This is a genomic window from Streptomyces sp. NPDC007917 (genome assembly GCF_042959105.1).
Classification (GTDB): domain Bacteria; phylum Actinomycetota; class Actinomycetes; order Streptomycetales; family Streptomycetaceae; genus Streptomyces.
This window is the reverse complement of the sequence record NZ_JBIBKK010000001.1, coordinates 613,150-627,519: the sequence shown is the minus strand read 5'-3', so window position 1 is coordinate 627,519 and position 14,370 is coordinate 613,150. Positions and strand designations below refer to the sequence as shown.

9 protein-coding genes are annotated in these 14,370 nt (G+C 71.9%); all 9 read left to right on the top strand.

What is annotated here, in order from left to right:
- Nucleotides 1–268 precede the first annotated feature (268 nt).
- The 9 genes from ACFZDL_RS02650 to ACFZDL_RS02610 all read left to right on the top strand — a co-directional run bounded on the left by ACFZDL_RS02650 (nt 269) and on the right by ACFZDL_RS02610 (nt 14,362).
- Nucleotides 269–1,819 carry an ATP-binding protein gene (locus ACFZDL_RS02650; RefSeq protein WP_353590916.1) on the top strand — a complete coding sequence of 517 codons (1,551 nt, stop codon included), beginning with the start codon at nt 269–271 and terminating at the stop codon, nt 1,817–1,819.
- The gene (locus ACFZDL_RS02645) at nt 1,816–2,247 is read left to right on the top strand and encodes a roadblock/LC7 domain-containing protein (protein WP_353590917.1); all 432 of its coding nucleotides are present in this window, start codon (nt 1,816–1,818) and stop codon (nt 2,245–2,247) included. The genes ACFZDL_RS02650 and ACFZDL_RS02645 overlap by 4 nt, the downstream gene beginning before the upstream one ends.
- On the top strand, nt 2,244–2,600 hold the full coding sequence (locus ACFZDL_RS02640) for a DUF742 domain-containing protein (protein ID WP_353590918.1): 357 nt from the start codon (nt 2,244–2,246) through the stop codon (nt 2,598–2,600). Before ACFZDL_RS02645 ends, ACFZDL_RS02640 begins: the two co-directional genes overlap by 4 nt.
- The gene (locus ACFZDL_RS02635) at nt 2,578–3,189 is read left to right on the top strand and encodes an ATP/GTP-binding protein (protein WP_353590919.1); all 612 of its coding nucleotides are present in this window, start codon (nt 2,578–2,580) and stop codon (nt 3,187–3,189) included. The genes ACFZDL_RS02640 and ACFZDL_RS02635 overlap by 23 nt, the downstream gene beginning before the upstream one ends.
- Nucleotides 3,186–4,649, top strand: coding sequence for a cytochrome P450 (locus ACFZDL_RS02630; protein WP_353590920.1), 1,464 nt, complete (start codon nt 3,186–3,188; stop codon nt 4,647–4,649). Before ACFZDL_RS02635 ends, ACFZDL_RS02630 begins: the two co-directional genes overlap by 4 nt.
- A 76-nt stretch (nt 4,650–4,725) precedes the next feature.
- Nucleotides 4,726–6,852: an APC family permease gene (locus tag ACFZDL_RS02625; RefSeq protein ID WP_353590921.1), complete on the top strand. Its 2,127-nt coding sequence runs from the start codon at nt 4,726–4,728 to the stop codon at nt 6,850–6,852.
- 108 nt (nt 6,853–6,960) lie between these two features.
- Nucleotides 6,961–8,304, top strand: coding sequence for a class I SAM-dependent RNA methyltransferase (locus ACFZDL_RS02620; RefSeq protein WP_353590922.1), 1,344 nt, complete (start codon nt 6,961–6,963; stop codon nt 8,302–8,304).
- Between the two features lie 108 nt (nt 8,305–8,412).
- Complete coding sequence (locus ACFZDL_RS02615; RefSeq protein ID WP_391190205.1) at nt 8,413–9,903, top strand: ATP-binding protein; 1,491 nt, start codon at nt 8,413–8,415, stop codon at nt 9,901–9,903.
- Nucleotides 9,904–10,273: 370 nt separating this feature from the next.
- Nucleotides 10,274–14,362 (top strand): molybdopterin-dependent oxidoreductase, encoded by a 4,089-nt coding sequence (locus ACFZDL_RS02610; protein WP_391190202.1) that lies wholly within the window; start codon nt 10,274–10,276, stop codon nt 14,360–14,362.
- Nucleotides 14,363–14,370 lie beyond the last annotated feature (8 nt).

Below are 14,370 nucleotides of genomic sequence, written 5' to 3'. Positions count from 1 at the left end.
ACGCGCGGTCCGGCGGTATCGCGCCAAGATGGCGGCGTGGTGGTATTTGTCCCGGCTGAGGGGTGGCCATCTTCCGGCGGACTTACCGATCTTCATGGGATCTTCACTGGAATTGGCAAGCGGGCCATGATACTTCGAATGTTGTTACGGGCATCGGGCGCCAGGTCACGGCCGTGGCTAAGATGATCGCCGTATTCCGTTTCCGGACGGGACATCAGGGCACTGAATCGTTCCTTCCGCGCCCGCGTTCTCCTGCACGAGGTTTCTGATGACAGATCACATATGGGAGGCGGTGAGCTGGTGCCTGGGCGTTGTCGTACTCGTCGTCTTCGTCCTGCTGATGCGCCAGCGAACGATCACCGCCGGCGTGCGCAGGCGTAACGCCACGCTCGAGGAAAGCGTCACATCACGCGACGAAGAGCTGCGGCACCTCGTCGAGGTCCGCCTGCCGGTCATCGCGGACGCGCTCAGTCAGCCCTCCCAGCTGCCCGGACTGAGGGACGAAAGGCTGGCCGGTACGGCCTTCGCGCAGAGTCTCCACGGAGTGGTGGAACTGTTCACCCGCGCGGTGGACAAGGCGCAGGCGAGGGCCGACGCCTCGGCGAAGTCGGCGCTCAAGGCGTCGATGCGCGCCCTTCAGGGGCTGGCCAACGAACAGCAGCTGTCGATCTCGCAGATGCAGGACCGGCACGACAACCCCGACGTCCTCCGTGACCTCCTGGAGATCGACCACGCCAACTCCCAGTTCGGCCGCCGCGCCCAGGCCATCGCCGTGCTCTGCGGGTCCTGGCCCGGCCGCCAGCGGGTCTCCTCCCCGCTGACCGATGTGGTGCGCGGTGCCAAGTCCCGGATCCGTGACTACCGCCGGGTCCAGGTGCACGCCCTGGTCGAGGTCGCCGTGGTGAGCCGGGCGGTGGAGCCGGTGGTGCTCGCCGTCGCGGAGCTGCTGGACAACGCCGCCCGCCACTCGCAGCCCAACACCAATGTCGAGGTCAGCCTGCAGCCGGTGCACAACGGCGCGGTCATCGTGATCGACGACGCCGGCGTCGGCATGGACGGCCTCGAGGTGCAGCGCGCCGCCGCGCTGCTGTCCGGGGAGCGCGCCGTGGACGTCTCCCGGCTCGGCGACCCGCCGCAGTTCGGCTTCGCCGTCATCGGCCTGCTCGCCGCGCGGTACGGCTTCAGCGTCTCCGTGGACACCAGGTCCCCGTACGGCGGTGTGCGCGCCGTGCTCTTCCTGCCCACCGCGCTGCTCACGCACGTCGATGCCGAGGAGCCGGGCCGGGCGGCCGTACCCGAGGAGCCCCAGCAGTCGGGCCTGCACACCCTCCCCTCCCTTCCGACCCGCAAGACCCGCGCCGCCCGCCGGGCCGAGCCCGCCGCGGGGCAGATGCCCTATCAGCAGCCCGTGGCCCAGCAGCCGGTGGTCCAGCAGCCGGTGGCCCGTCAGGCCGTGCCCCAGCAGGCCATGGCCCAGCAGGGCGTGCCCCAGCAGCCCGCTCCCCAGCAGGCCGCACCCGCCCCGGTGGACCAGGCGCCCTCCGCGCCGACCCACTCGTCGGCGTTCGACGAAGCGTCACGTACGTACGGCTCGACGGCCGGCGGACTGCCCAAGCGCAGGCGGCGGCAGCCCTCCGTGCCGCAGTCGGCGGACGACTGGCCCACAGCCGCCCCGGAGCCCGACACCGGCTCGCACCGCGTCCGCTCGGCTGAGGAGACGGCCCAGCGCATGGGTGCCTTCGCACGCGGCACCCGCTCGGGCCGTGCCGGTCACCAGGACGCCGCCCCCCAAACCGAAGAAGGGAATCGCCAGGCATGAACGACCACATAAACAACGAGCTGGGCTGGATGCTCGACGAGGTCGTGAAGATGCCGGAGGCGCGCCACGCGATCCTGCTCTCGGCCGACGGGATGCTGCGGGCGCACTCCGAGGGCATCGCGCGGGACGAGGCGGAGCGCCAGGCCGCGGCGCTCTCCGGGCTTCAGTCGATCAGCCGCTCCACCGCCGAGTTCTGCGACCCGGAGGACGAGACTCCCTGGCAGCAGACGCTCATCGAGTTCGTCGGCGGCTATGTCTTCCTGATCGCGGCCGGCCCCGGCGCCTACCTCGCGGTCTCCGCCACCGAGAACGTGGACATGGAGGCGGTCAGCTACCGGATGCAGAAGCTGGTCGACCGGCTCGGCAAGGAGCTGACCAGCCCGCCCCGCCAGGGCACCACCCGACAGGGCATCGGCAGCCCGGCATGAGCCCGGCCAGGCGCGAACGAGGACTGGTGCGGCCGTATGTCGTGACCGACGGCCGTGCCTATCCGACCCGCAACACCTTCGACCTGGTGACGCTGGTCATGGCGCACACGGACCGGCCGCTCACCGGTCTCAGCCCCGAGAAGCGCCGGGTGATGGAGCTGTGCCTCGGCGGCGCCCTGTCGGTCGCCGAGGTCGCCGGGTATCTCGAGCTGCCGGTCAGCGTCACCAAGGTCCTCCTCGGCGACCTCGTGGACAGCGGCCACATCACCACGCGGTCGCCCATCCCCACGGCCGAACTGCCCGACATCCAGCTTCTGCAGGAGGTGCTCGATGGACTCCGCGCTCGCCTCTGAGAAGGCGGTCTATCTGCCGCAGACCGTGCGAACGGCAGTGAAGCTCCTGGTCGTCGGGCACTTCGCGGTCGGCAAAACCACCTACGTCGGCTCGCTGTCGGAGATCAAGCCGCTGCGCACCGAGGAGACGATGACCCAGGCCGGTGCGCTCGTCGACGACCTCGCCGGGATCGAGGACAAGACGACCACCACCGTGGCCATGGACTTCGGCCGGCTCACCCTGAGCGACACGCTGGTCCTGTATCTGTTCGGCGCCCCCGGGCAGCAGCGCTTCACCCGGCTGTGGCAGGACATGACGCGCGGGGCCCTGGGCGCCCTGGTCCTCGCCGACACCCGGCGGCTCGACCAGTCCTTCCCGGTGATGGCCATCCTGGAGGAGCACGGCCTGCCGTACGCGGTCGCCGTCAACCACTTCGAGGGAGCGCCGCGCTTCGCCGAGTCGGAGGTCCGGGAAGCGCTCGACCTGCTGCCGGAGACCCCGCTCGTCACCTGCGACGCCCGCGACCGGATCTCCTCGACCCACGCCCTGATCGCCCTCGTGCAGTACCTGCAGAACCGCCAGGCCCGACCCTCCCAGGAGCATGTGTGACCTACCGCCCCGACGTCGAGGCCGGAGTCGGAGTCGTACCGCCGCCGGGCTGCCCCGCGCACGCGGGGCGCACCGGCCCCGGTGGACCCGCCCGCCCCGTCGCCCAGGGCCTGCCCCTGTACGGTCCCGACTTCGCCGCCGATCCGCACTCGTTCTATAAGCGGCTGCGGCAGTACGGGCCCATCGCGCCGGTCGAGCTGTCCCCCGGCGTCGAGGCATACCTGGTCACCGGCTACTCCCTCGCGCTCGAGGTGCTGCGCGACACCGAGCGGTTCGCCAAGGACCCCCGCGGCTGGCGCGCGCTGAACGAGGGACGGATCCCGCCGGACAGCCCGGTGGGCCCGATGATGATGTACCGGCCCAACGCCCTGTTCAACGACGGCGAGGCCCATGCCCGGCTGCGCGGCGCCATCACGGACAGCCTCACCCGGCTGGACCCGTACGCGCTGAGCGAGTACGTCGAGCGCAGCGCCGACACGCTGATCAACGCGTTCGCCGACAGGGGCGAGGCGGATCTCCTCGGCGACTACGCGGCGGCCATCCCGCTGCTCGTGTTCAACGAGCTCTTCGGCTACCCCGCCGAACACGGGCTGCGCCTCGTCGGCACCATGGCGAAGCTCTTCGACAGCGGCGAGGACGCGGCGGAGGCCAACCAGGAGCTGCTGGACTACATGGCGGGCCTGATCGCCGCCAAGCGCGAGCGGCCCGCGGCCGACATCACCTCCTGGATGCTGGCCCACCCCTCCCGGCTGGCGGACGACGAGCTGCTGCAGCAGCTCATGCTGATCCTGGCGGCCGGAACCGAGCCCCAGCTGAACCTGATCGCCAACGCGCTGCGTCTGCTGCTGTCCGACGACCGGTTCGCCGGTGAGCTCTCCGGGGGCAGCCTGCCCGTCCAGGACGCCATCGACGAGGTCCTGTGGGCCGATCCGCCGCTGGCCAACTTCGGGACCCGGTTCGCCCGCCGCGACCTGGAGCTCGCGGGCGTGCGGATCCGCCGGGGCGAGCCGGTCCTCACCAGCTACGCCGCCGCCAACACCGACCCCCAGCTGACCTCCGAGGGCCGGCTCGGCAACCGCGCCCACCTCGCCTGGAGCATCGGCGCCCACCGCTGCCCGGCCGAGAGCCCGGCCCGGGTGATCGCCTCGGTGGCCATCGAAAAGCTCCTCGACCGGCTCCCGGACGTGGAACTGGCCGTACCCGTCGACCAGTTGTCCTGGCGCCCCGGCCCCTTCCACCGGGCGCTCGCGGCGCTGCCCGTCCGCTTCCCCGTCACGGACCGGCCCACGGCCCGACGTGCCCCCGCGGCGGTCTCCGCACCCGCCCCGGCGGCGGTCCCGGCGCAGCCCCACGGGGCCCCGCGGACCGCACCGGCCGCGTCCGACACGCCCGACCGGCTCGGGCCGGCGGCCCAGCGACGCCGGTGGGGCTCCTTCGCGGCATGGTGGCGCGGGCAGTGAACTGGTTGACCGGGTCCGGCCGCCCTCCTTCAGGCGGGGTGGGCGGCGGGACGGGCGACCGCTTACGATCCTCTCCGTGTCCAAACTGACCGACGTTCCCAAACGGATCCTCATCGGGCGGGCGCTGCGCAGCGACAAGCTGGGAGAAACGCTCCTCCCCAAGCGCATCGCGCTCCCCGTCTTCGCCTCCGACCCGCTGTCCTCCGTCGCGTACGCGCCAGGGCAGGTGATGATCGTTCTCTCGGTGGCGGGTGCGTCGGGCTATCACTACAGCCCCTGGATCACTGTCGCGATCATCGTGCTGATGTTCACGGTGGTCGCCTCGTACCGCCAGAACGTCCACGCCTATCCCAGCGGCGGCGGGGACTACGAGGTCGCCACCACCAACCTCGGCCCCCGGGCCGGGCTGACCGTCGCCAGCGCCCTGCTCGTCGACTACGTCCTGACCGTGGCGGTCTCGATCTCCTCGGGCGTGGAGAACCTGGGATCCGCGGTCCCCTTCTTCGTCGAGCACAAGACGATGTGCGCGATCGGCATCATTCTGCTGCTGACGCTGATGAACCTGCGCGGCGTGCGCGAGTCCGGCAAGCTGTTCGCGATCCCCACCTATGTGTTCGTCGCCGGCGTCTTCATCATGATCGCCTGGGGCGCCTACCGCGGGCTGGTCCTCGGCGACGCCATGAAGGCGCCCACCGCCGGCTACGAGATCAAGGCCGAGCACACCGGGCTCGCCGGATTCGCGCTGGTCTTCCTGCTGCTGCGGGCCTTCTCCGACGGCTGCGCCGCGCTCACCGGCGTCGAGGCGATCAGCAACGGCGTGCCCGCCTTCCGCAAGCCCAAGAGCCGCAACGCCGCCACCACGCTGGCGCTGATGGGCGGTCTGGCCGTCACCATGTTCTGCGGGATCATCGCCCTGGCGATGACCACCGATGTGAAGATGGCCGAGGACCCGGCCAGGGACCTGCTGGACAAGGGCGTGGCGCTCGGTGAGCACTACACCCAGGACCCGGTGATCACCCAGGTCGCGGCGGCCGTCTTCGGTGACGGCTCGCTGCTGTTCGTGGTGCTGGCCGCGGCCACCGCGCTGGTCCTGTTCCTGGCCGCCAACACCGCGTACAACGGCTTCCCGCTGCTCGGCGCGATCCTCGCCCAGGACCGGTACCTCCCGCGCCAGCTGCACACCCGCGGCGACCGGCTCGCCTTCTCCAACGGCATCGTGCTGCTCGCCGGGACCGCCGCCGTCCTGGTCTACATCTACGGCGCGGACTCGACCCGGCTGATCCAGCTCTACATCGTCGGCGTCTTCGTCTCCTTCACGCTCAGCCAGACCGGCATGGTGCGGCACTGGAACCGCCATCTGCGGACCGAGCAGGACCCGGCGGTGCGCCGCCGGATGCTCCGCTCGCGCGCGATCAACACCTTCGGCGCCTTCTTCACCGGCCTGGTGCTGGCCGTGGTGCTGCTGACCAAGTTCACCCACGGCGCCTGGGTCGCCCTGCTCGGCATGGTCCTCTTCTACGGCCTGATGACCGCGATCCGCCGCCACTACGACAGCGTCTCCGGCGAGCTGTCGGCCTACGAGGACGACGAGTCCGAGACCGTACGCCCCTCCCGGGTGCATTCCATCGTCCTCGTATCCAAGATCCACAAGCCGACGCTGCGCGCCCTCGCCTACGCCAAGCTGATGCGCTCCCACAAGCTGGAGGCGCTGAGCATCAGCGTGGACCCGGCCGAGACCAAGGCGCTGCAGGAGGAGTGGACCGAGCGCGGCATAGACGTCCCCCTCAAGATCCTCGACTCGCCCTACCGCGAGATCACCCGGCCGGCCATCGACTACGTCAAGAGCCTGCGCCTGGAGAGCCCCCGCGACGTGATCTCCATCTACATCCCGGAGTACGTGGTGGGCCGCTGGTACGAGCACCTGCTGCACAACCAGAGCGCGCTGCGGCTCAAGGGCCGGCTGCTGTTCACCCCGGGCGTCATGGTGACCTCGGTGCCCTGGCAGCTGGACTCCTCGGAGCTGGCCCGCAAGCGCGCCCGCAAGCGGGCCGAGTGGCATGCGCCGGGCGCGGTGCGGCGCGGCCCGGTGGGGCCGCCGAAGGGCGACAAGGCAAAGGCCGACAAGGCAGCCGGGGACAAGGCGGCGGGCGGCCAGGCGGCGGGCGGCGAGGCTGCGGCACGGCAGCCGGTCGGGGACAAGTAGCCGAGGGCCTAGACTGGTGGGCTGGCCGGTGGACCGTCGTCCACCGCCGTCCCCCTGTCCCCGGCTGTCCCCAGCCGCAACAGCCACAACCTCTGGAGCCGAGCCGCCATGCACCGTGAACCCAAGGCATCGCTGGTCGGCGAGGAGTACGAGGTCGAGGTCGGGCCGGTCGCGCACGGCGGCCACTGCGTCGCCCGGACCTCCGAGGGCCGCGTGCTGTTCGTCCGGCACGCCCTCCCCGGCGAGCGCGTCGTGGCCCGGGTGACCGAGGGCGAGACGGACTCGCGCTTCCTGCGCGCCGACGCGGTGCGGGTGCTGGAGGCGTCCAAGGACCGGGTCGAGGCCCCCTGCCCGTTCTCCGGCCCCGGCCGCTGCGGCGGCTGCGACTGGCAGCACGCGGCCCCGGGCGCCCAGCGCCGGCTGAAGGCGGACGTCATCACCGAGCAGCTGAGCCGGCTCGCCGGGCTGACCCCCGAGGAGGCCCGCTGGGACGGCACCGTCGAACCCGCCCCCGGCGACAAGGTCGCCCGGGGCGAGGTCCCGGCCTGGCGCACCCGCGTGCAGTACGCGGTGGACGAGCAGGGGCGGCCGGGGCTGCGCCGCCACCGCTCACACGAGGTCGAGCCCGTCGACCACTGCCTGATCGCCGCCCCCGAGGTCACCGAGCTCGGCGTCGAGAAGCGCGAGTGGCCGCAGATCGCCACCGTCGAGGCGATCGCCGCCACGGGCTCCTCCGACCGCCAGGTCGTCCTCACCCCGCGCCCCGGCGGCCGGCTCCCGCTGGTGGAGCTGGACCGGCCGGTCTCGGTGCTGCGGCTGGGCGAGCCCCAGGGGCGTGAGGGCACCCGAGCGGTGCACCGGGTGCACGGCCGCCCCTTCGTCCGCGAGCGCGCCGCCGGCCGCACCTGGCGGGTCGGCGAGGGCGGCTTCTGGCAGGTCCACCCCAAGGCCGCGGATCTGCTCGTCGAGGCCGTCATGCAGGGCCTGATGCCCCGCAAGGGCGAGATGGCCCTCGACCTGTACTGCGGCGTCGGCCTCTTCGCGGGCGCCCTCGCCGAACGGGTGGGGGAGCGTGGCGCGGTGCTGGGCATCGAGTCCGGCAAGCGCGCGGTCGAGGACGCCCGCCACAACCTCGCCGACCTGGACCGGGTGCGGATCGAGCACGGCAAGGTCGAGCAGGTCCTGCCCCGCACCGGCATCACCGAGGCCGACCTGATCGTCCTGGACCCGCCCCGGGCCGGCGCCGGCAAGGAGACCGTCACCCGCCTGGCCTCCCTCGGCCCGCGCCGCATCGCCTACGTGGCCTGCGACCCGGCGGCCCTGGCCCGCGACCTCACCTACTTCCGCGAGGCGGGCTATGTGCCCCGGCGGCTGCGCGCGTTCGACCTGTTCCCGGTGACGCACCACGTCGAGTGCGTGGCGATCCTGGAGCCTGCGGGGAAGAGCCGCTGATGCGGCTCCGCAGCCATCAGGAAAGTCGAGCTGGACGGATTCCGTCTAAGTAGACTTAGACACGTCATGGTGGATCCAGGCTGGCGGGGAGTTCCGGTGGACGAGAGCATGCTTGCCAAGCCCGAGGACGTGGTCGACCGTGATCGTGAGTGGGGTCTGCTCACCGAGTTCGTCACGGACCCGGATCCAGCGATGCGTCTGGGGATCGTGTCGGGGCGCAGGCGGCACGGGAAGTCGTATCTCCTGCAGGCGCTGTCGGAGCGCGCCGGGGGTCTGTACGTCACCGCGGTGCGGGAGGAAGGGCGGCTGCCGGCGATCCGGCGGTTCAGCGACGCCATCGCGGCGCACGCGGGTCTGAGGCCCGGCACGCTGCGGTTGACCGACTGGCGTGAGGTCCTGTCCAACGCCGTTGACGTCACCGCGCGTTCACGGACTCCGCTGCTGGTGATCGACGAGTTGCCGTATCTCCTCCAGCACTCTCCCGAGATCCCTGGCCTGCTCCAGCAACTCTATGACGAGCGCCAGCGGGGCACTGGGCCCGGACCTGGAGCGCGGGTGATCCTGTGCGGGTCCGCGATGAGCGTCATGCACGAACTGCTCTCGGGGACGAAGCCGTTGCGCGGCCGTGCGGTGATCGATCTGAGGCTGGGGGCCTTCGACTACCGGGCCAGCCGTGCGTTCTGGCAGATCGACGACCCGCTGACGGCCCTGCAGGTGCACGCCGTCCTCGGTGGCGCTCCCGGTTACCGGCCGGTGGCGGCCCGCCCGCATCCGAACGACGGCTTCGTCTCCTGGCTTACGCGGACGCTCCTGGACCCGGGGCGGGCGGTGTACTCGCGCACGGAGACGGAGTATTTGCTGCGCGAGGATCCGCGGATCACCCATCACACCCTCTACTACGACATCCTTACCGCGATCGCCCAGGGCGCCACCACCCCCACCAAGATTGGCGCGGCCCTGGAACGACAGCGCAACGCGGTCACCCACCCGCTCGACGTCCTGGAGTCCACCAGCTACATCCAGCGCGAGCAGGACATTCTGCGTCCCCGCCACCCTGTCATCACCCTGGCCGACCCCATCATCCGCTTCAATCAGCTGGTCACCCTGCCGCAGGCGGCCACCGTCGAACAGGGTTTCGCCGAAGAGGCGTGGCAGGCCGCCGCGCCGACCTTCAACTCCAAGATCCTCGGCCCCCACTTCGAGGACCTCGCTCGCACCTTCACCCGCCGATACGCCCACACCCTGCTTCCCGGCGGCCTGCCCGGTCCGGTCGGTACCACCGAAGTAGCGGACCCCGCGGCCCGCACCAAGCATGAGGTCGACGTCATCGCCCTGGCCCTGGGCGAGCGCCCGCAGGCCCCCCGCGCCCGGATCGCCCTCATCGGCGAGGCCAAGGCCACCGCCGCCCGCCGCGGTACCGGTGACCTGCAGCGCCTGGAACGCATCCGAGGCTTGCTCACCGATCAGGGCTACGACACCACGGGCACCGCGCTGGCTCTGTTCTCCCTGTACGGGTTCCACCCAGACCTGATCGAGTCTGCGGCCAGCCGCGAAGATCTGCTCCTGGTCGATCTGCCGAGCCTCTATGGGATCAGTTGACCCAGACTTCCATACGAGGAAGGGGCGGTGGCACTTCGAGGGACTCTGTTGCTCCGTCAGCCCGAAGTCGAGCTGCGGGGGCCCTGGCGAGCGGCGCCGACCCGGTCCCTGAGGGCCGACAGCTTGGAGACGTCAGCAGGGGCGCTCACATCGGCTCAGCGGTATCTGTGCGGCGGGTGTTACCCCCGACGATCGGCCGCGGAGACGCTCGTGTAATGAGTCGTTCGTACCGTCACGAACGTAGTGCGGTCACAAAGGGCCGAACCAGGTCGATCAAGAGAGAGGGGCGCCCGTGGCCGTGCCGGGCTCGCGGAGTGAGGGCACGACGAAGGTGCGGACGGTCTGCTCGTACTGCGGGGTGGGCTGCGGCATGGTCCTCGACGTCGGCAGGGGACCGGACGGCCGGCGTACGGTGCTGAAGGCGGCCGGGGACAAGGAGCACCCGGCGAACTTCGGGCGGCTGTGCACCAAGGGCGCGACCACCGCGGACATGCTCGCCGCCCCGGGCCGGCTGGCCGGCGCCCTCGTCCGGCCGGACCGCGGCGAGGAGCCGCGGCCCGCGCCCGTGGCGGACGCCGTCGCCGAGACCGGCCGCCGCCTGCGCGCGATCATCGACGAGCACGGCCCCGACGCGGTCGCCCTCTACGTCTCCGGGCAGATGAGCCTGGAGGCGCAGTACCTGGCGAACAAGCTGGCCAAGGGGTTCATCCGGACCAACCGGATCGAGTCGAACTCCCGGCTGTGCATGGCGAGCGCCGGCACCGGCTACAAGCTGTCGCTGGGCGCGGACGGGCCGCCCGGCTCGTACCAGGACTTCGACGCGGCGGACGTCTTCCTCGTCATCGGCTCCAACATGGCCGACTGCCACCCGATCCTCTTCCTGCGGATGATGGACCGGGTGAAGTCGGCGGGCGCCAAGCTGATCGTCGTCGACCCGCGGCGCACCGCCACCGCGGCCAAGGCCGATCTGTTCCTGCAGATCAAGCCGGGTACGGACCTGGCGCTGCTCAATGGGCTGCTGCATCTGCTGCATGCGAACGGCCACACCGACCCCGGGTTCATCGCCGCGCACACCGAGGGCTGGGAGGCGATGCCCGCCTTCCTCGCCGACTACCCGCCCGCCACCGTCGCGCAGATCACCGGCCTCCCGGAGGACGGCATCCGCGAGGCCGCCCGGCTGATCGGCGAGGCGGGGGAGTGGATGAGCTGCTGGACGATGGGGCTGAACCAGTCCACGCACGGCACCTGGAACACCAACGCGCTGGTCAATCTGCATCTCGCCACCGGCGCGATCTGCCGCCCCGGCAGCGGGCCCTTCTCCCTGACCGGGCAGCCCAACGCCATGGGCGGCCGGGAGATGGGCTACATGGGGCCGGGGCTGCCCGGGCAGCGGTCCGTGCTCGTGGACGCCGACCGGGCCTTCGTCGAGGAGCTGTGGGAGCTGCCTGCGGGCACGATCAGGGCGGACGGCGTCGGCAAGGGCACGGTCGAGATGTTCCGGAAGATGGCCGAGGGGGACATCAAGGCGTGCTGGATCATCTGCACCAACCCGGTCGCCTCCGTCGCCAACCGCAGGACGGTCATCGAGGGCCTGGAGGCCGCCGAGTTCGTCGTCACGCAGGACGTGTTCGCCGAGACGGAGACGAACGCGTACGCCGATGTCGTCCTGCCCGGCGCGCTGTGGACCGAGACCGAGGGCGTCCTGATCAACAGCGAGCGCAACCTCACCCTCGCCCGGCCGGCCGCCGATCCGCCCGGCGAGGCGATGGCGGACTGGCGGATCATCGCCGCGGTGGCCCGTGCGATGGGCTACGAGAAGGGCTTCGCGTACGACAGCGCCGAGGAGGTCTTCGAGGAGATCAAGCGCGCCTGGAACCCGGTGACCGGCTGGGACCTGCGCGGGGTGAGCTACGAGCGGCTGCGTACCACCGCGGTGCAGTGGCCCGCGGCGAGTCCGGACGGGCCCGACCGCAACCCGATCCGGTACGTCGGCGAGGACGGTTCGCCGGCCTTCCCGACCGCGAGCGGGCGAGCGGCCTTCTACGCCCGCCCGCACATACCGGCGGCGGAGATGCCCGACGACGACTACCCGTACGTGCTCAACACCGGCCGCCTGCAGCACCAGTGGCACACCCTCACCAAGACCGCCAGGGTGCCCCGACTGAACAAGCTCAACCCCGGCCCCTTCGTCGAGGTGCACCCGCGGGACGCGGCCGGGCTCGGCATTGCCGAGGGGGATTCGGTGGAGGTCGCCTCGCGGCGCGGGCGGGCCGTGCTGCCCGCGGTGGTCACCGACCGGGTGCGGCCGGGCTGCGCTTTCGCGCCGTTCCACTGGAACGACCTGTTCGGGGAGTATCTGAGCGTCAACGCGGTGACCAGCGACGCCGTCGATCCGCTGTCGTTCCAGCCCGAGCTCAAGGTGTGCGCGGTGTCGCTGGCCAAGGTGGCCACCCCGGTGACGGTGCGGACCCTGGCCCCGGCGGTCGCACGGGCCCCGGCGGGCGCAAGGGCCACGGTTTTGGCCCCCGCCGCGCTTCCCCCGGCGTCCGTGCCCGACCCGTTCGGTCTCGAACCCGGGCCGCCGCCGGTCCTGGCCGAACACGAACGCCGGTATCTGACCGGCTTCCTGGCCGGTATCCCGTCCGGCGCCCCGGGCGTGCCGGTGCTGCCGCCGGACGCCCCGTTCAGCCCGGAGCACGCCCTGTGGGTCAACGGGGTGCTGGCCGGGATGTACTCCAGGGCCGAGACGACGCCTTTGCCCGCGCACGGCCCCGGCGGCTCCGCGCAGCTCTCTCACCGCGAGGTCGTGATCCTCTGGGCGTCGCAGACCGGGAACGCCGAGGAGTTCGCGAACGCCGCGGCGGAGCGGCTGACCGCGGACGGCCACCCCGCCTCCCTCCTGCCCATGGAGCAGGCGGACCCGGCCGTGCTGCCGTCCGACGCCGACCTGCTGCTGATCACGAGCACCTTCGGCGACGGCGACGCCCCGGACAACGGCGCCGGGTTCTGGAACGCCCTCGCCTCGCCCGACGCCCCGCGCCTGAAGGGCCGGCGCTACGCCGTCCTGGCTTTCGGTGACTCCTCCTACGACGACTTCTGCGGCCACGGCCGCCGCCTCGACCGGCGCCTGGAGGAGCTGGACGCGGTACGGCTGGCCCCGCGCGGCGACTGCGAACCGGACTACGAGACCGAGGCCAAGGCCTGGCTCGACCAGGTACTCACCGCGTTGCGGAGCACCGAGCGGCCGGCCCCCGACCCGACCCCCGACGCTGCCCCCGCCCCGGCCCCCGGCCCCGCCCCGGCGGCTGGCCCCACCCCGGCGGCTCCCCGGCCGGGCCGCCCCGCCCCCGTCACCGCACGCCTCACCGGCAACCGCCTGCTGAGCCTGCCCGGCGCGGCCAAGGAGGTCCGGCGCTTCACCTTCGACACCCGCGACAGCCACACCCCGCTGCGCTACGAGGCCGGGGACGCCCTCGCGGTGCACCCGGTCAACCGGCCCGAGCTGGTGACCGAGTGGCTGGCCGTCACCGGCCTGGACGCCGACGCGGCCGTCGCGGTCAGGAGCGTCGGAGAGGCGCCCTTCGCCGAGGCCCTGCTGCGCCACCTGGACATCACCCGTATCACCCCCGGTCTGCTGCGCTTCGCCGCCGACCGCGCCCGCGACCCGCGCGAGCTGCGGAAGCTGCTGCGCCCGGACAACAAGGGCGAACTGGCGCGGTGGTCCTGGGGGCGCCAGGCCGTCGACGTGGTCGCCGAATGCGGCATCCGGGCCGGGGCGCAGGAGTGGGCCGACGTGCTGGGGCGGCTGCGACCCCGCCTGTACTCCATATCCTCCAGCCCGCTGACCGACCCCCACCTGGTGTCGCTGACGGTGTCCGTCGTCCGCTACGAGAACCTGCGCGGCCGCCCCCGCCAGGGTGTGTGCTCCCCCTTCCTCGCCGACGCCGAGCCCGGCGCCCCGGTGCCGGTCCGCGTCCAGCGGGCGCCGCACTTCCGGCCGCCCGCCGACCCCGCCACGCCGGCGGTGATGGTGGGCCCCGGCACCGGTATCGCGCCCTTCATCGGCTTCCTGGAGGAACGCCGGGCCCGCGGCCACCGCGCCCCGAACTGGCTGTTCTTCGGGGAACAGCACCGCGCGACCGACTTCTACTACGAGGAGGAGCTGGCCGCGTTCCTCGCCGATTCCACCCTCACCCGCCTGGACACCGCGTTCTCCCGCGATCAGCGCGCCAAGGTCTACGTCCAGGACCGGATGCGCGAACACGGTCCGCAGCTGTGGTCCTGGCTCCGGGACGGCGCCCGGCTCTACGTCTGCGGTGACGCCTCCCGCATGGCCAAGGACGTCGACCGGGCCCTGCGGGAGATCGCCGCCGTCCACGGTGGCCTGGACGAGGCAGAGGCGGCGGCCTACGTCGAACAGCTCGCCGCCGACAAGCGCTATGTGCGTGACGTGTACTGACTCAAGAC